Origin of the sequence: Paraburkholderia sp. BL17N1 (assembly GCF_003634175.1) — a bacterium.
Classification (GTDB): Bacteria; Pseudomonadota; Gammaproteobacteria; order Burkholderiales; family Burkholderiaceae; genus Paraburkholderia.
The window spans coordinates 2,479,682-2,501,060 of the sequence record NZ_RBIW01000001.1 but is presented as its reverse complement, the minus strand read 5'-3'; the positions used below and the strand labels follow the sequence as shown (position 1 = coordinate 2,501,060).

Genomic DNA, 21,379 nt, shown 5'->3' with positions numbered 1-21,379 from the left:
CGGATGCCCTTCGGAGGGCTGATTGAGTCTGATGCGAAGTCCTGCCGCCGTCGCGGAGCGTCTGCTGCCAGGCGCGGCGCGACGTTGCGTTCAGCCTGCTTTCACGAGTTTGAGCGTTTCTTCAAGCGAAGCCGGATCGAAGATCGAAGCGCCGACCAGATTGCCGTCGATACGCTTGGTCAAACCCGCAAGGACCTTGCCCGGGCCGCATTCGATCACGTGCGTGACGCCTTGAGCCGACATGGCCTGCACGCTTTCGACCCAACGCACCGCGCCGGCCGCCTGGCGCACCAACGCGTCCTTGATCTTGGCCGGCTCATTGACCACCGCGACATCGACGTTGTTGATGACCGGAATCGCCGGCACCTGCACCTCGACGCTCGCCAGATACTCGCGCAACTGATCCGAGGCGGGCTTGAGCAGCGATGAGTGGAACGGCGCCGAGACCGGCAGCGGCAACGCGCGCTTGGCGCCCTTCGCCTTCGCGACTTCGCAGGCCTTTTCAACCGCAGCCTTGTTCCCTGCGATCACGACCTGCGCCGGCGCATTGAAATTCACCGCTTCGACCACGCCCGCGACCGACGCCTCGGCGCACACCGCGCGCACTGCGTCATCGTCGAGACCGAGAATCGCGGCCATGCCGCCTTCGCCAACCGGCACCGCCGTTTGCATGGCTTGCGCGCGAAAACGCACGAGCGGCACGGCATCGCGAAACGCGATGGCGCCCGCCGCGACCAGCGCGGTGTATTCGCCGAGGCTATGGCCCGCGACGATCGCGGGCTTCGGGCCGCCTGCCTGCAGCCAGGCGCGATACATTGCGTAAGCGGCGGTCAGCATGACCGGCTGAGTGTTAGTGGTGAGGTTCAGATCTTCGACGGGGCCTTCGGCGATCAGTTTGCCGAGATCCTGGTTGAGCGCATCGGAGGCTTCCTGAACCGTCTCACGCACGATCGCGTGATCGGCGAATGCGTTGAGCATGCCGACCGACTGCGAACCTTGCCCAGGAAAAACGAACGCAAATTTCATATCGTCCCCAAAATCGATTTAGTCAGATGTGGGTGGCGCGCCCGGTTGACGGCGAGCGCGCTCATACGCAGCCGAGCGCCGCGAATAGCGCTCGCCGCAACGTCGCCGCCATTAGTAGCGGATAACCGACGCGCCCCACGTGAAGCCGCCGCCGACACCTTCGATCAGCACGTTCTGGCCGCGCTTGATGCGGCCGTCGCGCACCGCGACGTCGAATGCGAGCGGAATGGACGCAGCCGACGTATTGCCGTGCTCGCCCACCGTGACGACCATGCGTTCCTGCGGCAAACCGAGCTTGCGACAGGTGCTTTGCATGATGCGGATATTCGCCTGATGCGGAATCAGCCAGTCGATCTGTTCAGCCGACAGACTAGCCTTCTCGAGCGCTTCGACCGCGACTTTTTCCAGCACGTTGACGGCGAGTTTGAACACTGCCTGCCCGTCCATATGCAGGAACGCGCTGCCCGCCACGACACCGCCGTTCACGTTGCCCGGCGTGCAGAGAATGTTCGAGTGGCTGCCGTCGGCGTGCAATGCGCTGGCCAGCACGCCCGGTTGTTCGGACGCCTGCAGGATCACCGCGCCCGCGCCGTCGCCGAACAGCACGCAGGTAGTGCGGTCGTTGAAGTCAAGAATGCGCGAGAAGGTTTCCGCGCCGATCACGAGCGCCGTGCGATGCTGACCGCTGCGAATGAAGCTGTCCGCGGTGGCCACCGCGTAGGCAAATCCGGAACAGACGGCTTGCACGTCGAATGCCGCGCCGTGGTTCTTGATGCCGAGCTTGTTCTGCAACAGGCACGCCGTGCTCGGAAACACGAAGTCCGGCGTGGAGGTGGCGACGATGATCAGATCGATGGACTGCGGGTCGATGTCCGCTGCCTCGATCGCGCGTTGCGAAGCGATGAGCGCGAGGTCGCTAGTCGTGACATCAGGGTCCGCAAAGTGGCGCGCATGAATGCCCGTGCGGGCGACGATCCACTCGTCGCTCGTCTCGACACCTTGCTTGGCGAGACGTTCGGCCAGATCCTGATTGGTGACGCGGTTGGGCGGCAGATAGCTGCCGGTGCCCAGCACGCGGGAATAAATTGTCGATTGAGCCATTATGCCTTCGAGGATTGCGCAGCGTAGGGCTCGGCTGGCTGGCCGGCGATCGGGCTTGCGTGACCCGCACCGCTCGCGTCGCGCGCCGCCTGTTCGAGAGAACCCGCGTTCTCTTCCATCGCTCGCGCAAGGCGTTCCAGCACGCCGTTTTTGACGGCATCATACCCGCGTTTGATAGCCCACTCAAACCCGTAAGCATCCGCCGAACCGTGGCTTTTGATCACCAGCCCGCGCAGGCCGAGCAACGCAGCGCCATTGTATTGCCGATGATCGACGCGTTTCTTGAAGCGCATCAATACCGGCAAGGCGAGTACCGCCATCACCTTGGTGAGCCACGAACGGCCGAACTCTTCCTTGATGATGTTGGACAGCATTTGCGCGAGGCCTTCCGACGTCTTCAGCGCGACATTGCCGACAAAACCGTCGCAGACGATCACGTCGACCGTGCCTTTAAAGATATCGTTGCCTTCAACGTTACCGTGAAAGTTAAGTGTACTCGCGCGCAGCAATTCGCCGGCACGTTTGATGGTGTCATTGCCCTTGATGACTTCTTCGCCGATGTTGAGCAGGCCGATGGTAGGCCGATCCTTGCCCTCGAGCGCGGACACGAGCGCGTGCCCCATCTCCGCGAACTGCAGCAGATGCTGCGGCTCGCAATCGACGTTGGCGCCCAGGTCGAGCATCATCGTGTAGCCATTGGGATTGGGCAGTGCCGACGCGATGGCCGGGCGTTCGATGCCCGACAGCGTTTTCAGCACGTAACGCGAAACCGCCATCAGCGCGCCGGTATTGCCGGCGGAAACGCAGGCTTGTGCCTCGCCTTCCTTGACGCGGTTTAGCGCCACGCGCATGGAGGAATCTTTTTTCTTGCGCAGCGCGACTTCGACCGAATCGTCCATGGCGACGATCTCGGAAGCGGGTACGACGGTCAGCGCCGGCAGGTCCTGAGCCTTCAACCTCTTCAGCTGCGCACGAATCGCACTTTCGATGCCGACGAGCAGCAGCTCAGCATCGGGATGCGATCGAACGAAGTTGACGGCAGCGGGAACGGTCACGGACGGGCCGTGGTCGCCTCCCATGCAATCTATCGTGAGCTTTACTGTCATGGAGTGCGACGAATTTCAGACGCCCTGCATGGGATCATAGCAAGCGCCGGAGCGCCAACTGCGATCGACACAAAAAAGCGGCAATTGAATGCCGCCTTTTTGCCGAGCCGGGAAAATGTCAAGCGAGCCGATCGCCACGCGAAACGCCACAAGGCGCAACGCAGTGAAACGATTAGTCGTTCTTCGTCTTGACGACTTTCTTGCCGCGATAGTAGCCGTTCGGGCTAACGTGGTGACGCAGATGCACTTCGCCCGTGCTCGGTTCCACGGCCAGCGGCGCTGCCGTCAGGAAATCGTGCGAACGGTGCATGCCGCGCTTCGACGGCGACTTCTTGTTTTGTTGAACTGCCATGACTAACTCCTAAAAATTTTTCGGATTCTAACACAGCCCGACTCGGTGTCCGCCACTGGCCGAGTGGCCAATGCGCCCGCATCGCGCTCCAATGCAACTGTTCAATGCTTTTTGTCCGGCTCGCCGCGCTTGAGACTCTGGAGCGCCGCAAACGGATTGGGCCGTTCGGGCTCGCCGTCCTCACCTGCTTCGTCCAATGCGCCCTCGTCGCCCTCGCCTTCGGCACCGGCCACACCAGAGACCAGGCTCTCGTGCACTTCGGGACACATCTCGTGCTTGGGCACGAGCGGCAAGGAAAGCAGCAATTCTTCTTCGATCAAGTCGATGAGATCGAAGTGGTTCGAACCCACGATCACTTCGACTTCATCCTCGTCGAGCGGAAACTCTTCGGCTTCCGCCTCAGTGTTGACGATCCGGTAAGTTGCATCGACGTTGAATGCCTGCTGGTACGGTGTCATGCACCGCTGACATTCGAGCCATGCAGCGCCGTGAATCGCCATCCGCAAATAAGGCTGGGGACCCTCGGTGCCGTCGTCCTGCAATTCCGGCTGCGTCGCCCCCTCGGCTTGCCAGGTGAACGCGGTATCGCGGTCTGGCGCTTCTGCCGGGACTTCGTTTAACATGCGCGGCAGTTGCAAGACGCGCACGACTCCCGCGGCCTGACGCCCACTCCGCGCAAATTCGAACAGATCGATATCGTGCGGGTCGGACAGACCTGCAGGGTTGCCAGGATGTTGAGTCATGTGCGCTCCTGCGTCGGCAAGGATTTCGCCGTATATAACCGCGAGGTATAACCGATTTGCGAGACAGCCCGTAAGACTCATGTGCTTGCCCGCAGTGATCACTGCATGGCACGCACCGAGACTCGCCTAGCGCAAGCATACCGATGAAAAGCCCGAAATCATATCCGTTTTGTCTTTTCGAGTCAAACACTTAAGCCCGTACGCGCGCGAGCTTCGCGCAAGCTGGTACGCCCCGCCTCCCTAGCCGTCGATTAACCCATGTCCGATTCTCCCAATCGCCCGCCACGCCTGATTCTGGCGTCGAGTTCGCCTTATCGCCGCGAACTGCTCGGACGCCTGCGCGTGCCGTTCGATGTCGTCGTGCCCGCAATCGACGAGACGCCGCTCGCCGGCGAAACGCCGGAAGTCACTGCGCTGCGGCTTGCGCAAGCCAAAGCTCGCGCGGTTGCCGGCGGACTCGGCGCCGGCGAAGCCGCGCTCGTGATCGGCTCCGACCAAGTCGCCACGTACGACGGCCTGCAGATCGGCAAGCCGGGCTCGCACGCCAAGGCGCTCGCGCAATTGCAGGCGATGCGCGGCCGCGAGGTGCTGTTTCATAGTGCGCTGTGCCTGCTCGACAGTCGCTCCGGCACCGTGCAAGCCGTCGACGTGATCACCCGCGTGCATTTCCGCGATCTGCCGGATGCCGCTCTGCAAGCCTATTTGCTGGCCGAAACGCCGTACGACGTCGCCGGCAGCGCCAAATCCGAGGGGCTCGGCATTGCCTTGCTCGAAGCCATCCATTCCGACGATCCGACCGCGCTCGTCGGCCTGCCATTGATCGCACTGTCGCGCATGCTGCTCGCAGTGGGTTATCCGTTATTGGGGGCTCAATGAGCGGTACGCTCTATCTGATTCCAAATACATTAGGCGAAGGCGATACCGAGGCTCTCGACGCCGTCCTGCCCGCGCCGGTTCGCGCCCGCGCCGCGTCGCTTCACTATTACATTGGCGAAAACGCGAAAACCACGCGCGCTTTCCTGAAAAAAGTCGGCACGGAACGGCCGATCCAGGAAATCGAGATTCGCGAACTGAATGTGAATACGCCGGCCGGCGAGATCGACAAGCTGCTAGCGCCGCTCCTGGCGGGCACCGACGCGGGTCTGGTTTCCGAAGCCGGCTGCCCGGCCGTCGCCGATCCCGGCGCCCTGCTGGTACGCCGCGCGCATGAACGCGGCGTGAAGGTCGTGCCGTTCGTTGGCCCGAGTTCGATACTGCTGGCTTTGATGGCGTCAGGGCTCAACGGGCAGAGCTTCGCGTTCCATGGCTACCTGCCGGTTGACGCCACGGAGCGGGCCAAGCGTCTGCGAGATCTGGAGCAGCTGTCGCGCAAAGGCAAGCAAACGCAAATTTTTATCGAGACGCCGTACCGCAACCGCGCATTGCTCGACACACTGCTGGCGACCTGCGCGCCGTCCACGCTCGTTTGCGTGGCAGTGGATTTAACGCTGGAGACGGAAACGATCGCCAGCCGCACCGTGGCCGACTGGAAGAAAAAACCGGCGATCGATCTGCACAAGCGTCCGGCTATTTTCCTGATCTTGGCCGTTTGATTGGGTCGGACAATGACACGCAAAAAAGCGCCGCGCGATCGTCGAAACGGGGACCGCGCGGCGCCTCTTTAATTGTCACCAGTAATTCACCGCAAATTCATTTTCCCACCGAGTGCCATGGCGTGAACCGCGCCGCTACCAACCGCCGCACCGAACTTGCGCGCAACGCGGTCCGTAATGCTCTCTTTTACGGTGTAATCGACGATATCCGGCGCTTTGAACAGATCGCGGGCCACATAATCCGCGTCGCCCAAACCGTCGGCAAGGCCTAGTTCGACGCTCTTCTGGCCAGTCCAGAAAAGGCCAGAGAACATGTCGGGCGTTTCACGCAGGCGCTTGCCGCGCCCCTGCCGAACCGCTTCGACGAACTGCGCGTGGATCTGATCGAGCATATCCTGAGCATGTTCGTCCATCTTCGGCGTTTCAGGCGAGAACGGATCGAAAAAGCCCTTGTTCTCACCAGATGTGTGCAAGCGCCGCTGAATCCCGAGCTTATCCATCAGGCCGGTGAAGCCGAAGCTGTCCATCAGCACGCCGATCGAACCGACGATGCTCGCCTTATCGACATAAATCTTGTCGGCGGCTGCGGCCGCATAGTAGCCACCCGATGCACACATGTCGCCCACGACCGCGTAGAGCGGAATTGAAGGATATTTCGCGCGCAAACGGCGAATTTCGTTGTAAATGATGCCCGCCTGCACCGGACTGCCGCCCGGACTATTGCAGTGCAAGATCACGCCCGCCGTGCCCGCATCATCAAACGCGCTTTGCAAGGCAGTGTTGATATCTTCCGCGTTTGCGTTCGTATCCGCCGATATTTCACCGTCAAGCGTCACCATAGCCGTGTGACGGCCGGTGGCGGCGACCTTGTCGCCGGAGAAGTCGATGGCCACCCATATCGCCAGTAGCACGACGACCAGAAAAACAAAGCGGAAAAAAATCTTCCAGCGCCGCGCCGCGCGCTGCTCATTGATCGCCGCGAGCGCGATACGCTCGAGCGCGGCGCGTTCCCAGCCCGGCTCATCGGCAGGCGTGCGGGGGCGGCCATTCAGGGACGGTTCCTTCGGCTCGGGAGTCAAATTGTCGGACATGCAGTGCAGTGGAAAGATCGTAGAAGAGAAAAATCAGGGTATGGCCGGGCGCAGTTCGCCGTCCGGCAGCCAGAAAACGGCTCGGCCTTCCGGCGTATCGCGTTCGTCCACCTGAACCGGCCGCAACCTGCCGCCGCGGCACGGACCGCCGACGCATTTGCCCGTATCAGGCGCGTAAATCGCGCCATGTGTAGCGCACATCAAGTATAAACCGGACGATTCGAAGAACTGCCCTTCGGCCCAGTCCAGCTCCATCGGAACGTGCGCGCAGCGGTTCAGGTAGCCGTAAGCGCGGCCATCGTAGCGGACGAAAAATACGACGACGTCGCCGCCACCGAACTTCGCCGCACGGCGCACGCCCGCGCCGCCGTCGAGCAGTTCGTCCGATGCGCAGACGCGAACCGCCTCCTCCGGCGCTTGCGTGGCAGCGGTGCTCATGCGTTCTCCCGCAGCCAGCCGGACAGCGCACTGACGCTCGACGCAACGAATTTCGGCGACAACGCGCTCAACGAATCCGCAGGATGCGCGCCATAGGTGACGCCGATACCCGCCACGCCCGCGTTAATCGCCATTTGCAAATCGTGCGTCGTATCCCCGACCATGACCGTGCGCGCATTGTCCTGGCCCAATTCGCGCGTCAATTCGTGCAGCATCGCCGGGTGCGGCTTCGAGAACGTTTCGTCGGCGCAGCGCGTGCCGTCGAACAGGCTCGTCAGGCGCGACTGATCCAGCGCGCGGTTCAGCCCGACGCGGCTCTTGCCCGTCGCCACGGCCAGCAAATAGCCCTGATCGCGCAGTTCCTGCAACATCTCGCGCACACCGACAAACAGCTCGGTGGTCTGATCCTTCACCAGATAATGGAAGCGGTAGCGCTCGGCCAGCCGCGGATAGTCCGACGGATCGAGCGTGGGCGCGGCGATCTGCAGCGCGTCGCGCAGGCCGAGGCCGATCACATAGCTGGCCGCCTCGTCGGCGGGCACCGGCAGGCCAAGGTCGCGGCACGCCGACTGAATGCTGCGCGTGATGTGCGCGGTCGAATCCATCAACGTCCCGTCCCAGTCAAAGACGATCAGATCAAATTGCTCTCTAGCCATGCGGTGCCGTCTCCGGGTGTGACCCATTTCGTAGTTCGTTGAGTTGCGCAATGAAGCTGCGGCATTCGGCCGGCAGCGGCGCCTCGAACTGCAGCGGCGCGCCGGTTGCCGGATGCGCGAGCTTCAGCCGGTAAGCGTGCAGGAACATGCGCTTCAGGCCCGGCTTGGCGTTGGCACGCGCCAGAGCCTTGTTGAGCGCAAAGTCGCCGTACTTGGCGTCGCCGACAATGGGCAGTTCCAGATGCTGCAAGTGGACCCGGATCTGATGCGTGCGCCCGGTCTTCAGTTCCGCCTCGAGCAACGCGTATTCCGGCCAGCGGTCGATCAGATTGAACACCGTATGCGACGCGAGACCGTCCGGCTGCACGCGCACGCGGCGCTCGCCGTCGGCCGTCAAGTACTTGTGCAGCGGCTCCTTGAGCGCGCGGCGGCGGCCCCAGTCGCTCGCCCAGTCGCCGTGAACGCAAGCATAGTAGCGCTTGTCCATCTTGTTCTCGCGAATCTGCTCGTGCAGATTGACGAGTGCCGAACGCTTCTTGGCGAGCATCAGGATGCCGGACGTTTCACGATCCAGCCGATGCACCAGTTCGAGAAACTTTGCCTGCGGACGGGCCTCGCGCATCTGCTCGATCACGCCGAACGCGACACCGCTGCCGCCGTGCACCGCGACGCCGGCCGGTTTGTCGATGACCAGCATGTGGTCATCTTCAAAAATAATCTTGAAATGGGCGGCCGGGACCGGCGCCTGGGAGGCCGTTTCGCTCGGCTGAGCGACGCGGATGGGCGGCACGCGCACCAGATCTCCCAGTTCGAGACGGTACTGCGCATCTATCCGGCCCTTATTCACACGCACTTCCCCGCTGCGCAGGATGCGGTAAATATGGCTTTTCGGCACGCCTTTACAGACGCGCAACAAAAAGTTGTCGATGCGCTGTCCGGCCGCGCTGTCATCGATTTCGATCATCGAGACCTGGTCGCTTGCGACCGATTTCTGGGATATTTTGCCTAACTCTTTCATTCTGAATATAATTTGCCCAGCAGTCTGCGGCGGCCGGCGCAGTGTCCGGAATTCGGGCGGATTGCGCAGGTGCAAGCGATAAACCGTTATTTTACTTGCGCCGGGGTCTGGTTGCTCACCCTGAAAATGAGATGCAACAAGTTGCACGCACGAAGTCAGCACCCGGCAGGGACGGCGCCCACAGGCGCGTTCGGTCAAGGTCGGCTTCGACGGTAACGGAATTTTGGTAAAAAAGAATTTAACTTTCAGCTTCGGTATCGGGCGGTCTGACGCCCTGCTGTACGAAGCTGCAGGTTGCGAAAATACGGCGTGCGCCCAAGGCGTCTTGTAGAAAATACAAGACATGGCGACGTCAAAATGAGGCGAGACACCCCCAGCAGGAAAAGACGCGCCGACTGCGCGAACTTCCCGCTGCGGCACGACCGCAGCCTTCGACCCTCCGGTCACGCGCCCAGTTGGCGCACCGGCGCGAGCGGACGAAGGCTTATGAAGGTCGGCCGGCAGAACCCGCGGCGTGTCGGGTCGTTATTTGAAGCCGTGTTCGCATGTGCCCTGCGGCACCGTGCCCATTTTTATGGGCCGGGCCCTCTCAGGCAATTCTCCCACCAGCTTTCCCGCTCCAGCGTGCTTGTGAAAACACAATAAGGCGCGGCATGCCGCTGCCCGCTTCGCCCTCGCGACTGACAACCGCGCGGCGGAGGGGCAGGCTAAGCCGCTCTGGAGCCGTTCAATGAAACGAATGTTGTTCAACGCGACGCAGCAGGAAGAACTGCGCGTCGCCATCGTCGATGGGCAAAAACTCATCGATATCGACATCGAAACCGCCGGGCGCGAACAGCGCAAAGGCAATATTTACAAGGGCATCATTACCCGCATCGAGCCGTCGCTCGAAGCCTGTTTCGTCAACTACGGCGAAGACCGCCACGGCTTCCTGCCGTTCAAGGAAGTCGCCCGCCAGTATTTCCGCGACGGCGTCGACATGCGCTCCGCGCGCATCCAGGACGCGCTGCGTGAAGGCCAGGAACTGATCGTTCAGGTCGAAAAAGAAGAGCGCGGCAACAAGGGCGCGGCCCTTACCACGTTCATCTCGCTCGCCGGCCGCTATCTGGTCCTGATGCCGAACAATCCGCGCGGCGGCGGCGTGTCGCGCCGGATCGAAGGCGACGACCGGCAGGAACTGCGCGAAACCATGGCGCAGCTGCAACTGCCGGAAGGCATGAGCATCATCGCGCGCACGGCCGGCATTGGCCGCAGCGCCGAAGAACTGCAGTGGGACCTGAACTACCTGATGCAACTGTGGCGCGCGATCGAAGCCGCGTCGCAAAGCGGTTCGAGCGGTCAGCCGATGCTGATCTATCTCGAATCGAGCCTCGTGATCCGCGCAATCCGCGACTACTTCCAGCCGGACATCGGCGAAATTCTGATCGACACCACCGAAATCCATGACCAGGCCCGCGCCTTCATGGACATCGTGATGCCGGATAATGTCAGCAAGGTGAAGCGGTATCACGACGACGTGCCGCTCTTCTCGCGCTTCCAGATCGAGCACCAGATCGAGACGGCGTACTCACGCACCGTGCCGTTGCCCTCGGGCGGCGCGATCGTGATCGACCACACCGAAGCGCTGGTCGCGATCGACGTGAACTCGGCACGCGCCACCAAGGGCGCCGACATCGAGGAAACGGCCGCGCGCACCAACCTCGAAGCCGCGGACGAAGTCGCCCGCCAGCTGCGCCTGCGCGACCTGGGCGGTCTGATCGTGATCGACTTCATCGACATGGAATCGGCCAAGAGCCAGCGCGAAGTCGAACAGCGCCTGAAAGACGCGCTCAAGCACGACCGGGCGCGCGTCCAGATGGGCAAGATTTCGCGTTTCGGCCTGATGGAACTGTCGCGTCAGCGTCTGCGTCCGGCCCTCTCGGAAGGCAGCCACGTGACCTGCCCGCGCTGTAACGGCACGGGCCACATCCGCGATACCGAATCGTCCGCGCTGCAAGTGCTGCGGATTATTCAGGAAGAAGCGATGAAGGAAAACACCGCGGCAATCCATTGCCAGGTGCCGGTCGAAGTGACCGCCTTCCTGTTGAACGAAAAGCGCGCCGAGATCAACAAGATCGAATCGCGTTTCAAGGTCAACGTCGTGCTGATCCCGAACAAGCACCTCGATACGCCGCATTACAAACTCGAACGTCTGCGTCACGACGACGCGCGCCTCGACGATCCGCGCGCTTCGTGGAAGATGGCCGAAGAAGCGGCTCGTGAACTTGAATCGGAAACCGGTTACAGCAAGCGCACCGAAGAAGTGAAGCCGAAGCAGGAAGCGGCGGTCAAGGGCATCACGCCTGAAAAGCCGGCGCCGAGCGCGCCGGTTCGCCCGGTCGCCGCCCCGGCTCCGGTCGCGGTCACGCCGGCGAGCGGCGGTTTCATCGGCTGGTTGAAGAATCTGTTCGGCGTGCAACCGGCCGCTCCGGCGCCCGTCGCGCCGGCCACGACCGAAAAGCCGGCGCGTCCGCAACGCGGCGAACGCACGGAGCGTGGTGAGCGCACCGGCGAACGCGGCGGCGATCGCAACCGTAATCGCCGTACCGGCACAGGCACTCGCGACGCAGCGGGCCGTGGCGAAGGCACGAGCGGTGGCCGTCAAGGCCAAGGTCAACAGCCGTCGCAACGCCGTGAAGAGCGCGAGCCGCGTGAAGGCCGTGAGGTGCAGGCACGCGAAGGCCGCGAGCCGCGCGAAGCACGTGAAGCGCGCGAACCGCGCGGCAATCGTGAGCCGCGTGAAGGCCGTGAAGGCCGTGAACCGCGCGAGGCACGCGAGGCGCGTGAGCCACGCGAGGGTCGTGAAAACCGTGACCGCGACAATCGCGGCGCTGAGCGCGCGGAAACGGCGGAAGCCGCACCGCGTGGCGAACGTCCGGAACGCGGCGAGCGCCGTGAGCGTGGCGAGCGGGCTGAACGTGGCGAACGCCGCAAGCCGCAAGGAGAAACCGCGGACGCATTGACGCAAAGCGAAGCGCAAACGGCGGAAGACTTGGTGCAAAACCAGACCGCTCTGGGCGAAAACGGCGCGCCGATCGATCAGGAAGCAGTGGCGCGTGAAGGCGAAGAGCGCCGTCGTCGCCGTCGCGGCCGTCGCGGTGGCCGTCGTGAGCGTGAAGAGGACGTGAACGGCAATCTGGCGGCGGACGTCGCGGAAGCTGAAGGCGACAACGCGAGCGCAACCGACGAAGCGCCGGTGCGGACAGCGCATCAGCCGGTCGAACGCAAGCCGGAAGTTGTCGAGGCGAAGGACGTGACGCCGGTGGAAGTGGTGGTCGCTGCTGTCGCAACGGAAACCGTCGTGGTAACCGAGCTGCACGCCGCAAGCGAAACGCCAGCTCTGGCCGTCGAAAAGGCTGCGAAGACGGAAGCGGTGGTACCGGTCGCGGAAGCGCCGGTTGCGCCGGCCGCCGTCGAGCCGGTCGCCGAAACGCCGGTGGCGCAAGCCGCTGCGGAGCCGGTCGAAGCAGCGCAAGCTGCGCCGGCCGCTAGCGAAACGGTTTCGCTGGTCGAACCGGTCGCACATGCCCAAGCCCCGGCTCAAGCGCAGGTTGAAGCGCCGGCAGTTGCGCCGGTTGTCGAAGCGCAAGCCGCTGCTCCGGCTCCAGTCGAAACCGCGGCTCCCACTGTAGTGGTCCAAGCGCCCGCTGTTCAACCTGCACCGCAGGCTGAGATCGTCGAACCGCAGCCGGTCGCGGTAGCGGTAGCACCGGCAGCCGAATCGGCAGCGATCGAACCGGCGCCCGTTGCCGTCGCACCGCAAGCTGCGCAGCAAGCGCCGCGTCAGACCGCCGTGTCGGCGGAAGCCCTGCAGCCGGTGCTGGAACAAGCCGGCCTCGTCTGGGTGAACACCGACGCCGACAAGCTGCGCGCGGCTCAGGAAGCTGCTGCGCAGACCGCCAAGCCGGCTCGTGTGGTGCGCGAACGCAAACCGCTGCCGCCGCTCGACAGCGCGCCGATGCAACAGGTGGAAACAGGCGGCCACCCGCAGTAAGCCGCCCCGCCGCACTCAAAAAGCCCGCCCTCACCGGCGGGCTTTTTTTATGGGCGCGCGCCGCAGCCCGAACGCGCCGCGATAAGCCACTCCCCGTATACCCCGACACGGCCTGGGGTACCCCTGCCGTCTGAAGCATTTCCGATAGAATGAATATCAAGCTCTAATTTCAAGCACTAACCGACGCATTCATCGAAGCAATTCATGTCCCGACGCATCATCCCTGTTGCCGATCTCAGCGCCGTGCCGGTCATCGCCGGCCCCGTGCAGACGCCTAGTGGCGCGCTGCACGACACGCTTGCGCGGCCGCTGCGCGACCTGCGCATTTCGGTCACGGATCGCTGCAATTTCCGGTGCGTCTATTGCATGCCTCGCGCGGTGTTCGACAAGGACTACACGTTTTTGCCGCACAGCGCCTTGCTGAGCTTCGAGGAAATTGAACGGCTGGCGCGACTGTTCGTCGCACATGGCGTCGAGAAAATCCGTCTGACGGGCGGCGAACCGCTATTGCGTAAGAATCTGGAATTCCTGATCGAACGCCTCGCGCAACTGACCACGCCGGCCGGCCGGCCGCTCGATCTGACGCTGACCACCAACGGTTCGCTGCTGGAACGCAAGGCACGCAGCCTGAAAGACGCCGGTTTGAGCCGCGTCACGGTGAGCCTCGACGCGCTCGACGACACGCTGTTCCGCCGCATGAACGACGCGGACTTCGCCGTCGGCGACGTGCTGGACGGCATTGCCGCAGCGCACGCGGTGGGCCTCGCGCCGGTCAAGGTCAACATGGTCGTCAAGCGCGGCACCAACGACAGCGAAATCGTGCCGATGGCGCGTCACTTCAAAGGCTCGGGCGCGGTGCTGCGCTTCATCGAATACATGGACGTGGGCACGTCGAACGGCTGGAACATGACGGAAGTGCTGCCGTCCGCCGACGTCGTCACGCGCATTGCCGAACACTTCCCGCTCGCGCCGCTCGAAGCGCACAGCGCCGCCGAGACCGCGCAGCGCTGGGGCTACGTCGACGGCGGCGGCGAGATCGGTGTGATTTCAAGTGTGACGCGCGCGTTTTGCGGCAGTTGCACGCGAGCGCGTCTGTCGACCGAAGGCAAGCTCTACCTGTGCCTGTTCGCCTCGTCGGGGCACGACCTGCGCGCGCTGGTGCGCAACGGCGCGAGCGACGCCGACATCGCCACCGCCATCGCCGAAATCTGGCAGGAGCGCGGCGACCGCTATTCGCAACTGCGCGGCAGCAACGCCGCCGAGTCGCTCGTGCGCGATGGCCGCCGCGTCGAGATGTCGTACATCGGCGGCTGAGCGGCGACACGTGAAGCCGACGCGCGATCACATCACCGGGCTGTTGCTCGCGGGCGGCCGCGGCATGCGCATGGGCGGCGCCGATAAGGGTCTGCAAATGCTGCATGGCGAGCCGCTCGCCGTCCATGTGCTCAAGCGCCTCGCGCCGCAAACCGGCGCCCTGCTGATCAGTGCCAATCGTCACCCTGAGGCCTACCGCGCGCTCGGCGCGCCGTTCGACGCCACGGTAGTGGCGGACACTCTGGCCGACTTTCCGGGCCCGCTGGCAGGCTTGCTCGCCGGCTTACGCGCAGCCGATGGCAATTACCTACTCAGTGCCCCCTGCGACTCACCGTGGCTGCCCGCCGACCTGGCCGAACGCCTCGCGCACGCGCTGGACTCGAACGGGGCCGACATCGCCACGGTCACCACCATTGACGCGCACGGCCAAACGTCCTTGCATCCGGTCTTCGCGCTCTTGCGCACGAGTCTCGCCGACGATCTCTCGGCCTTCCTCGAAGCCGGCGAGCGCAAAGTGCGCGCGTGGTACGCGCGCCACAAGACGGTGGAAGTCGCCTTTACCGACGAGCGCGCGTTTTACAATATCAATTCGCTACAGGAACTCGCCGACCTCCAGCGTGATTGAGGCCCCGGTTGAAATCCCGCTCCGGCCGCACGGCAACCGCCGCTCCCGCCGCCGGTCGCGACGCTCAGCTCTTCATGACCACGCCTAACGAATTTTCCCGCTGCGTCGCGCAGTACGATCCTCACGCGCTGCCTGTCCCGGCCGCACAGGCAATTGTTCGCCAGTGGGCCGCGCCAGTCACGGCCATTGAACGCGTGGCCTTGCGCGACGCGCTCGACCGAGTGCTCGCGGCCGACATCGTGTCGCCAATCGACGTCCCCTCGCACGACAATTCCGCCATGGACGGCTACGCGTTCAACCGCGCGGCACTCGCCACGGGCGCGGCCACGGTCGAATTGGCGATCGTCGGCAAGGCGCTGGCCGGGCATCCGTTCGCGGGCCGCGTCGAGGCCTCGCAATGCGTGCGCGTGATGACCGGCGCCTGCATGCCGGCCGACTGCGACACGGTCGTTCCGCAAGAGCTCGTCGAGCGCGGCGCCGATTCCGTTTCAATTCGCTTTGCGGCCAATGCAGTAACGGCCGGCGCAAATCGGCGCCTCGCCGGCGAAGACCTCGCGCGCGGCCATGCGGCGCTGCGATCAGGACGCATCATGCGGGCGTCGGACCTCGGCTTGCTGGCCTCGCTCGGCATCGGCGAAGTCAATGTCAGGCGGCGTTTGCGCGTCGCCTTCTTCTCGACCGGCGACGAATTGCGCTCGCTTGGCGAGCCGCTCGATCCAGGCTGCGTCTATGACAGCAACCGCTACACGCTGTTCGCCATGCTGCGGCGCCTGAACATCGACACACTCGACCTCGGCGTAGTGCGCGACGAACCCGCCGCGATGGAAGACGCCTTGCGCAGCGCCGCGGCGAATGCCGACGTGGTGCTGACCTCGGGCGGCGTCTCGGTCGGCGAGGCGGATTTCACGAGGCAACTGCTGCAAACTTTCGGCGACGTCGCGTTCTGGAGTCTCGCCATGCGCCCGGGCCGACCACTCGCCTTCGGCCGCGTCTGGTCCGGCGAGCGGCCGGGTGTCGGGCGTCCCGCGTTATTCTTCGGTTTGCCGGGCAATCCGGTCGCCGTAATGGTGGCGTTCTATCAGATCGTGCGAGAAGTGCTGCTGCTGATGTCGGGCGCCACGCCCCAACCGCTGCCGGTCATTCACGCCATGAGCCGGCAGGCCATCCGCAAACGCGCCGGGCGCACCGAGTTCCAGCGCGGTCTGGCCGAGCAGGACGCGCGTGGACAATGGCACGTCACGCCGACCGGTTCGCAGAGCTCCGGCGTGCTGAGTTCGATGAGCGAAGCCAATTGCTTCATCGTGCTCGGGCACGATGAAGGCGAGATCGCCGAAGGTGAGCGCGTCGCCATCATGCTGTTCGACGGACTCATCTGACCACTGACGCGGGGCAGAGGCAACGCACCCGCCAGCGCTCATTTGCTGCTTTACCCATTACTACTACGACACACGGGTTTGACTTACATGAAAAAACAGATCTCGTTCATTGCACCGGGACAGACGGCCAAAGCACTCATCCTCGTGTACCTGACGTTTTCGGTGCCGATCGTGCTGCTGGGCGTGCTGGTCGCGTTCGTGCGCTATGGCTCGGTGGAACTGAGCACGGTGTTCAGCGCGCTGCTGCTGAATGCGATTCTCGGTTTTATCCTGCTGTGGATCGCATGCCACGCGTATAACTGGGTGGCGTCGCGCTTTGGTGGCATTGAAATCCATCTGACCGACGCACCGGAAGAGGCGTAATGCCCGCGACGATCCGCGCCGCCACGCCCGCGGACACCGGCGCCATCTTCGCGCTGACGTACGAACTCGCGCAGTTCGAAAGCCTCACGCACGTGTTCGTGGCGACCGAAGACGGCTTGCGCGACGCGCTATTCGGGGCGCGGCCTTCGATTGAAGCGTTGGTGGCGGAAAGCGAAGGGCGCATCGTCGGCTATGCGCTGTTCTTCCACAATTACTCGAGCTTCGTCGGCAAGCGCGGACTGTATCTCGAAGACGTCTACGTGCAACCCTCGCAACGCGGTAGCGGTCTTGGCACCGCGTTGTTGCAGCGTCTTGCCGCATTGGCGGTGGAACGACAATGCGGGCGGTTCGAATGGACCGTGCTGGACTGGAACCAGCAGGCCATCCGCTTCTATGAAAAGATGGGCGCGACTGTCATGCCGGACTGGCGTGTGGTGCGTCTGGCGGGTGAGGCGCTGGAACAGCTGGCGGCGGGCGCAGGCGCCTGAGCGAGTGTCGGACGTGTGTTGTCGTCGGTTTTCGCGGAGTCAACTTGCCGCGCCACCGCCACTACCCAACCGCTAGCAGCATCCCATCACTGCTCGTCAGGATCCACGCCCGACAGCGCATCGCCGAGCAACCCGCTCGCCTCTTCACCCGGCAACGCCTCGACGTCGCGCAATCGGCGGCTCATGACGCGCGTGCGCGTTTCCGCCGCTTCAATGGAGCGCGTCACCGTCTCCAGTTGCGCCTTCGTTTTGGCCAGCACGTCGCCGAATTTGCCGAACTCCGTTTTCACCGCGCCGAGCACCTGCCATACCTCGCTCGATCGCTTCTCGATCGCGAGCGTGCGGAAACCCATCTGCAAACTATTGAGCAAGGCGGTCAGCGTGGTCGGCCCCGCGATCGTCACGCGATAGTCGCGTTGCAACAGGTCCGTCAAGCCCGGCCGGCGCAACACTTCCGCATATAACCCTTCGGTCGGCAGAAACAGCAGCGCGAAGTCGGTGGTGTGCGGCGGCGACACGTACTTCTCCGCGATCGTGCGCGCCTCGGCACGAATCCGCGCTTCGAGCGCACGCGATGCGTCCTCCACTGCGACCGGATCGGCGCGCTCCTGCGCTTCGATCAGACGCTCGTAGTCTTCACGCGGAAATTTGGCGTCGATGGGCAGCCACACAGGTGTGGCCGCAGCACCCTGCTCCGCGCGTCCCGGCAGCTTGATCGCGAACTCGACGCGCTCCGCGCTTTTCGGCACCGTCGCAATGTTCTTCGCGTACTGGTCGGCGGTGAGCAGTTGCTCGAGCAACGCTTCGAGCTGCACTTCACCCCATGTGCCGCGCGTCTTCACATTCGTGAGAACCTTTTTCAGATCGCCGACGCCGGCGGCCAGCGTCTGCATCTCGCCCAGTCCGCGGTGCACCTGTTCGAGCCGGTCCGACACCAGCTTGAACGACTCGCCCAAACGCTGTTCGAGCGTAGCGTGCAATTTTTCGTCGACGGTGCGGCGCATTTCGTCGAGCTTGAGCGAGTTGTTCGCCTCGATATCCTTGAGCCGCTGCTCGATGGTCGCGCGCACTTCGGCAAAGCGGCGGTCGTTCGCCTCGGTGAGTTGCCCCAACTGCAGGCTCAGCGTGTCGCCGAACTGCTTGAGCGAGCGGCCCTGCTCGTCGCGCGCCTGCTGGGCCTGCGCCTGCAGACTGTGGCGCACGGCGTCGAGCTGCTGGGCGAAACCGTCGATCTTGCCGCCCTGCACCGTCGTCATGCTGCTGAACTGCGCGGCCAGCGTCTGCTGAAAATGCGCGAACCCGCTGCTCTGTTCGGTACGCGACACGCGTGCCGTCTCGGTGATGTCGTTGCGCAGTTGCCGCTCGAGCCGCTCGTAGGCGTGCGCTTGCGCGTCGGCCGTGGCGTCCATGCGTTCGTTGAGCAACTCGAACTGCTCGTTGTCCTCCGCCCGGCCATGAGCACGCATCAGCAAAACCAGAGCGATAACCAACGCGACCGCCAGCACGGCAACGGCCGCCACCAGATACATTGTCATGAACGCGCCTTGCCGATGACCTTGGGGTTGACCGGATTCGGCGGCCGCCCCGCGCGCGGACCTTCGCCCAGGCCCGCGATCAGATTGTCCGCGGCGAGATTCGCCATGGCGCGACGCGTGGCTTCAGTGGCGCTGGCAATGTGCGGCGTCAGCACGACATTCGGCACGCTGAGCAGATCCTGATTCAGGTTCGGCTCGCCTTCGAACACATCGAGACCGGCGGCGGCAATCTGCTTTGAGCGCAACGCTTCGACGAGCGCCGCGTCGTCGACGATACCGCCGCGCGCGATATTCGTAAGCGTCGCGCTCGGCTTCATCAGCGCGAGTTCTGCCGCGCCGATCGTGTGATGGTTCTCCTTCGTGTACGGCAGAACGAGCACGACGTGATCGGCGCGCCGCAGCAGATCCTGCTTCGATGCGTACTCCGCGTTCAGCTCGGCCTCGATCTCGGGCGCCACGCGCGAACGGTTGTGATAAATCACCTGCATGTTGAAACCTTTCGCACGACGCGCAAGCGCCTGGCCAATACGGCCCATGCCGATCACGCCGAGCGTCGAGCCGTGCAGATCGCTGCCGAGAAACGCGTCGTACGCCCACTTCTGCCACTGGCCCGCGCGCAGCCAGTGCTCCGATTCGGTGATGCGGCGCGCCGCCGCCATCATCAGCGCCCAGCCGAAGTCCGCGGTCGATTCGTTGAGCACGTCCGGCGTATTGGTGCCGAGCACGTTGGCCGCGTTGAAGGCTGCCATGTCGAAGTTGTTGTAGCCCACCGCCATATTCGACACCACGCGCAGACGCGGCGCCGCGGCGAGTTCGGCGGCGCCGACCGGATCGCCCGCGGTCAGCGCGCCGTCTTTATCCGCGAGACGGCGTTTCAGTTCGTCGGCGGGCAACACGTCGCCCTGATTCCAGTCGACGTCGAAATACTGTTTGAGCCGTTCGATCACATCGGGAAAAATCGGCCGGGCGACGAGGATCTTCTGCATTTCAATTCTCCGTAAAGCGCGTCGAGTTCGATTGCCTCGGCGTCAAAAAAAGAGCCAGCCGGTGACGAGGAAAAGCGGCAGCAACACGATGGCTGACCAGCCCATATACGCGAAAAAACCCGGCATGCGAACGCCGCGCGATTCCGCGATGGCCTTCACCATGAAGTTCGGCGCATTGCCGATATACGTGTTCGCGCCCATGAACACCGCGCCCGCCGAGATCGCCGCGAGCGTGGTGGCGCCGGTGGTCATGAGCGTCTGCGCGTCGCCGCCGGCCAGGTTGAAGAACACGAGGTAAGTCGGCGCGTTGTCGAGAAACGAAGATAGCAGGCCGGTCGCCCAGAAGTACATCAGATCGTGCGGCTGGCCCGAGGCGTCTTTGACCAGATGAACGATGCCGGCGAACGCGCCCGCCTCGCCGGCGCGCAGAATCGTGATGACCGGCGCGATCGTCACGAAAATGCCGGCGAACAGTTTGGCCACTTCTTCGATCGGCGCCCAATTGAAGTCGTTGCCCGCGCGAGCCGCGCGCGGCGTGAGCGCCAACGAGAGCAGAGTGACGACGATCAGCGCGGCATCGCGCACGGCACTCTGCAAAGCCACCTGCGTGCCGAACACGTCGAACTCCACGCCCGGTTTCCACAGCCCGCTCATCAGCACGAGCGCGATCACCACGGCCAGCAACACGAAATTGATTTTGCCGTCGATGCCGAGCGGCGGCGTGTCGGGTGTCGGATCGAGAAAAAGCGAACGCTCTTCCTCGCGCCGATGAAAGTAGTACGAGTCCAGCGCATAGAACGCGATCAGCAGCACACCACAGACGAACAGCATCGGCAGCGCGAGATGCATGGTGGTCCAGAAGAAACTCACGCCCTGCAGAAAGCCGAGAAAGAGCGGCGGGTCACCCAGCGGCGAAAGCGACCCTCCCGCGTTGGCCACGAGGAAGATAAAAAACACGACCACGTGAACGACGTGCTTGCGATTGTCGTTGGCGCGCAGCAGCGGGCGAATCAGCAGCATCGCCGCGCCCGTCGTGCCCATGATGCTGGCGAGCAAGGTGCCGAGCGCGAGGATCGCCGCGTTCAGGCGCGGCGTGCCATGCAGATTGCCGCGTACGCAGATGCCGCCCGCCACGGTGTAGAGCGCCGTCAGCAGCACGATGAACGGCATGTATTCTTCGAGCAGCGCATGCACGAGCGTGCCGAATGCGACGCTGCTACCGTAGTTGAGGGCGAACGGCACGAGAAACACAAGCGCCCACGCCGCCGCAATCTTGCCGAAATGGTGATGCCAGAACGCCGGCGCGATCAAGGGAAATATCGTGATCGACAGCAGCACGCCCGCGAACGGCAGCCCCCACAGCGCCGACAAAGCCGCGCCGTCGAGCGTTGCGGCAGATGCCAACTGCGGCCAGCCAGCCAGCATCAATGCAGCTGCGAACCCCATGCCCGTCAAGACGGCACGTTGTTTCATAGATTTAAAGTCCTTGTTATTGCTTAAGGCCGCACAGTGAAGCATGCGTTCTGATGCACGGGC

20 protein-coding genes are annotated in these 21,379 nt (G+C 63.7%); 8 read left to right on the top strand and 12 right to left on the bottom strand.

What is annotated here, in order from left to right:
* Positions 1-90: 90 nt before the first annotated feature.
* From fabD to B0G82_RS11285, 5 genes are all read right to left on the bottom strand, one after another.
* Positions 91-1,026, bottom strand: coding sequence for an ACP S-malonyltransferase (fabD, locus tag B0G82_RS11310; RefSeq protein WP_121307413.1), 936 nt, complete (start codon positions 1,024-1,026; stop codon positions 91-93).
* A 111-nt stretch (positions 1,027-1,137) separates the two neighbouring features.
* The gene (locus tag B0G82_RS11305) at positions 1,138-2,127 is read right to left on the bottom strand and encodes a beta-ketoacyl-ACP synthase III (protein ID WP_121307412.1); all 990 of its coding nucleotides are present in this window, start codon (positions 2,125-2,127) and stop codon (positions 1,138-1,140) included.
* Positions 2,127-3,233 (bottom strand): phosphate acyltransferase PlsX, encoded by a 1,107-nt coding sequence (gene plsX, locus B0G82_RS11300; RefSeq protein WP_121307411.1) that lies wholly within the window; start codon positions 3,231-3,233, stop codon positions 2,127-2,129. Before plsX ends, B0G82_RS11305 begins: the two co-directional genes overlap by 1 nt.
* Before the next feature lie 172 nt (positions 3,234-3,405).
* Positions 3,406-3,585 carry a 50S ribosomal protein L32 gene (gene rpmF / locus B0G82_RS11290; RefSeq protein ID WP_006051932.1) on the bottom strand — a complete coding sequence of 60 codons (180 nt, stop codon included), beginning with the start codon at positions 3,583-3,585 and terminating at the stop codon, positions 3,406-3,408.
* Positions 3,586-3,686: 101 nt separating this feature from the next.
* On the bottom strand, positions 3,687-4,328 hold the full coding sequence (locus B0G82_RS11285; protein WP_121307410.1) for a YceD family protein: 642 nt from the start codon (positions 4,326-4,328) through the stop codon (positions 3,687-3,689).
* A gap of 258 nt (positions 4,329-4,586) precedes the next feature.
* Here B0G82_RS11285 and B0G82_RS11280 point away from each other — a divergent pair, with 258 nt between their 5' ends.
* A complete protein-coding gene (locus B0G82_RS11280) occupies positions 4,587-5,204 on the top strand; it encodes a Maf-like protein (protein WP_121307409.1) in 618 nt (205 codons plus the stop codon).
* Positions 5,201-5,920 carry an SAM-dependent methyltransferase gene (locus B0G82_RS11275; RefSeq protein ID WP_116139690.1) on the top strand — a complete coding sequence of 240 codons (720 nt, stop codon included), beginning with the start codon at positions 5,201-5,203 and terminating at the stop codon, positions 5,918-5,920. The genes B0G82_RS11280 and B0G82_RS11275 overlap by 4 nt, the downstream gene beginning before the upstream one ends.
* 86 nt (positions 5,921-6,006) lie before the next feature.
* Here B0G82_RS11275 and B0G82_RS11270 read toward each other — a convergent pair whose 3' ends face one another.
* Genes B0G82_RS11270 through B0G82_RS11255 form a run of 4 tightly spaced genes read right to left on the bottom strand, consistent with a single transcriptional unit; the run spans position 6,007 to position 9,123 of the window.
* The gene (locus B0G82_RS11270; protein ID WP_121307408.1) at positions 6,007-7,011 is read right to left on the bottom strand and encodes a S49 family peptidase; all 1,005 of its coding nucleotides are present in this window, start codon (positions 7,009-7,011) and stop codon (positions 6,007-6,009) included.
* Positions 7,012-7,044: 33 nt separating this feature from the next.
* The gene (locus tag B0G82_RS11265) at positions 7,045-7,449 is read right to left on the bottom strand and encodes a Rieske 2Fe-2S domain-containing protein (protein ID WP_121307407.1); all 405 of its coding nucleotides are present in this window, start codon (positions 7,447-7,449) and stop codon (positions 7,045-7,047) included.
* The gene (locus B0G82_RS11260; protein ID WP_116139685.1) at positions 7,446-8,105 is read right to left on the bottom strand and encodes an HAD-IA family hydrolase; all 660 of its coding nucleotides are present in this window, start codon (positions 8,103-8,105) and stop codon (positions 7,446-7,448) included. Before B0G82_RS11260 ends, B0G82_RS11265 begins: the two co-directional genes overlap by 4 nt.
* Positions 8,098-9,123, bottom strand: coding sequence for an RluA family pseudouridine synthase (locus B0G82_RS11255; RefSeq protein ID WP_121307406.1), 1,026 nt, complete (start codon positions 9,121-9,123; stop codon positions 8,098-8,100). Before B0G82_RS11255 ends, B0G82_RS11260 begins: the two co-directional genes overlap by 8 nt.
* 730 nt (positions 9,124-9,853) lie before the next feature.
* On the opposite strand from B0G82_RS11255, the gene B0G82_RS11250 reads away from it, so the two are divergent.
* From B0G82_RS11250 to B0G82_RS11225, 6 genes are all read left to right on the top strand, one after another.
* Positions 9,854-13,156, top strand: a complete 3,303-nt coding sequence (locus tag B0G82_RS11250; RefSeq protein ID WP_121307405.1) for an Rne/Rng family ribonuclease — start codon at positions 9,854-9,856, stop codon at positions 13,154-13,156.
* Positions 13,157-13,360: 204 nt separating this feature from the next.
* A complete protein-coding gene (gene moaA, locus B0G82_RS11245) occupies positions 13,361-14,470 on the top strand; it encodes a GTP 3',8-cyclase MoaA (protein ID WP_121307404.1) in 1,110 nt (369 codons plus the stop codon).
* Between the two features lie 10 nt (positions 14,471-14,480).
* Positions 14,481-15,095: a molybdenum cofactor guanylyltransferase MobA gene (gene mobA / locus B0G82_RS11240; protein WP_121307403.1), complete on the top strand. Its 615-nt coding sequence runs from the start codon at positions 14,481-14,483 to the stop codon at positions 15,093-15,095.
* Positions 15,096-15,169: 74 nt separating this feature from the next.
* Positions 15,170-16,471 (top strand): gephyrin-like molybdotransferase Glp, encoded by a 1,302-nt coding sequence (gene glp, locus B0G82_RS11235; protein WP_121308657.1) that lies wholly within the window; start codon positions 15,170-15,172, stop codon positions 16,469-16,471.
* An 87-nt stretch (positions 16,472-16,558) separates the two neighbouring features.
* Positions 16,559-16,834 carry a hypothetical protein gene (locus tag B0G82_RS11230; RefSeq protein WP_106283775.1) on the top strand — a complete coding sequence of 92 codons (276 nt, stop codon included), beginning with the start codon at positions 16,559-16,561 and terminating at the stop codon, positions 16,832-16,834.
* Positions 16,834-17,322, top strand: a complete 489-nt coding sequence (locus B0G82_RS11225; RefSeq protein ID WP_121307402.1) for a GNAT family N-acetyltransferase — start codon at positions 16,834-16,836, stop codon at positions 17,320-17,322. The genes B0G82_RS11230 and B0G82_RS11225 overlap by 1 nt, the downstream gene beginning before the upstream one ends.
* A gap of 86 nt (positions 17,323-17,408) precedes the next feature.
* Here the strand turns inward: B0G82_RS11225 and rmuC are convergent, their stop codons facing one another.
* The 3 genes from rmuC to B0G82_RS11210 are packed head-to-tail and all read right to left on the bottom strand — an operon-like array spanning position 17,409 to position 21,289.
* Positions 17,409-18,857 carry a DNA recombination protein RmuC gene (rmuC, locus tag B0G82_RS11220; RefSeq protein WP_121307401.1) on the bottom strand — a complete coding sequence of 483 codons (1,449 nt, stop codon included), beginning with the start codon at positions 18,855-18,857 and terminating at the stop codon, positions 17,409-17,411.
* A complete protein-coding gene (locus tag B0G82_RS11215; RefSeq protein WP_121307400.1) occupies positions 18,854-19,843 on the bottom strand; it encodes a D-glycerate dehydrogenase in 990 nt (329 codons plus the stop codon). The genes rmuC and B0G82_RS11215 overlap by 4 nt, the downstream gene beginning before the upstream one ends.
* A gap of 42 nt (positions 19,844-19,885) precedes the next feature.
* Positions 19,886-21,289 carry a sodium:proton antiporter gene (locus B0G82_RS11210; protein ID WP_241974680.1) on the bottom strand — a complete coding sequence of 468 codons (1,404 nt, stop codon included), beginning with the start codon at positions 21,287-21,289 and terminating at the stop codon, positions 19,886-19,888.
* Positions 21,290-21,379: the final 90 nt, after the last annotated feature.

Bases quoted from the DNA above. Each gene is read 5' to 3' on its own strand.
- B0G82_RS11285 (WP_121307410.1), bottom strand. From the start codon at position 4,328: ATGACTCAACATCCTGGCAACCCTGCAGGTCTGTCCGACCCGCACGAT.
- B0G82_RS11265 (WP_121307407.1), bottom strand. From the start codon at position 7,449: ATGAGCACCGCTGCCACGCAAGCGCCGGAGGAGGCGGTTCGCGTCTGC.
- B0G82_RS11260 (WP_116139685.1), bottom strand. From the start codon at position 8,105: ATGGCTAGAGAGCAATTTGATCTGATCGTCTTTGACTGGGACGGGACG.
- glp (WP_121308657.1), top strand. From the start codon at position 15,170: ATGACCACGCCTAACGAATTTTCCCGCTGCGTCGCGCAGTACGATCCT.
- rmuC (WP_121307401.1), bottom strand. From the start codon at position 18,857: ATGACAATGTATCTGGTGGCGGCCGTTGCCGTGCTGGCGGTCGCGTTG.
- B0G82_RS11225 (WP_121307402.1), top strand. From the start codon at position 16,834: ATGCCCGCGACGATCCGCGCCGCCACGCCCGCGGACACCGGCGCCATC.
- B0G82_RS11280 (WP_121307409.1), top strand. From the start codon at position 4,587: ATGTCCGATTCTCCCAATCGCCCGCCACGCCTGATTCTGGCGTCGAGT.
- B0G82_RS11275 (WP_116139690.1), top strand. From the start codon at position 5,201: ATGAGCGGTACGCTCTATCTGATTCCAAATACATTAGGCGAAGGCGAT.
- B0G82_RS11210 (WP_241974680.1), bottom strand. From the start codon at position 21,289: ATGGGGTTCGCAGCTGCATTGATGCTGGCTGGCTGGCCGCAGTTGGCA.
- rpmF (WP_006051932.1), bottom strand. From the start codon at position 3,585: ATGGCAGTTCAACAAAACAAGAAGTCGCCGTCGAAGCGCGGCATGCAC.
- plsX (WP_121307411.1), bottom strand. From the start codon at position 3,233: ATGACAGTAAAGCTCACGATAGATTGCATGGGAGGCGACCACGGCCCG.
- B0G82_RS11215 (WP_121307400.1), bottom strand. From the start codon at position 19,843: ATGCAGAAGATCCTCGTCGCCCGGCCGATTTTTCCCGATGTGATCGAA.
- B0G82_RS11230 (WP_106283775.1), top strand. From the start codon at position 16,559: ATGAAAAAACAGATCTCGTTCATTGCACCGGGACAGACGGCCAAAGCA.
- B0G82_RS11250 (WP_121307405.1), top strand. From the start codon at position 9,854: ATGAAACGAATGTTGTTCAACGCGACGCAGCAGGAAGAACTGCGCGTC.
- B0G82_RS11255 (WP_121307406.1), bottom strand. From the start codon at position 9,123: ATGAAAGAGTTAGGCAAAATATCCCAGAAATCGGTCGCAAGCGACCAG.
- moaA (WP_121307404.1), top strand. From the start codon at position 13,361: ATGTCCCGACGCATCATCCCTGTTGCCGATCTCAGCGCCGTGCCGGTC.
- fabD (WP_121307413.1), bottom strand. From the start codon at position 1,026: ATGAAATTTGCGTTCGTTTTTCCTGGGCAAGGTTCGCAGTCGGTCGGC.
- B0G82_RS11305 (WP_121307412.1), bottom strand. From the start codon at position 2,127: ATGGCTCAATCGACAATTTATTCCCGCGTGCTGGGCACCGGCAGCTAT.
- B0G82_RS11270 (WP_121307408.1), bottom strand. From the start codon at position 7,011: ATGTCCGACAATTTGACTCCCGAGCCGAAGGAACCGTCCCTGAATGGC.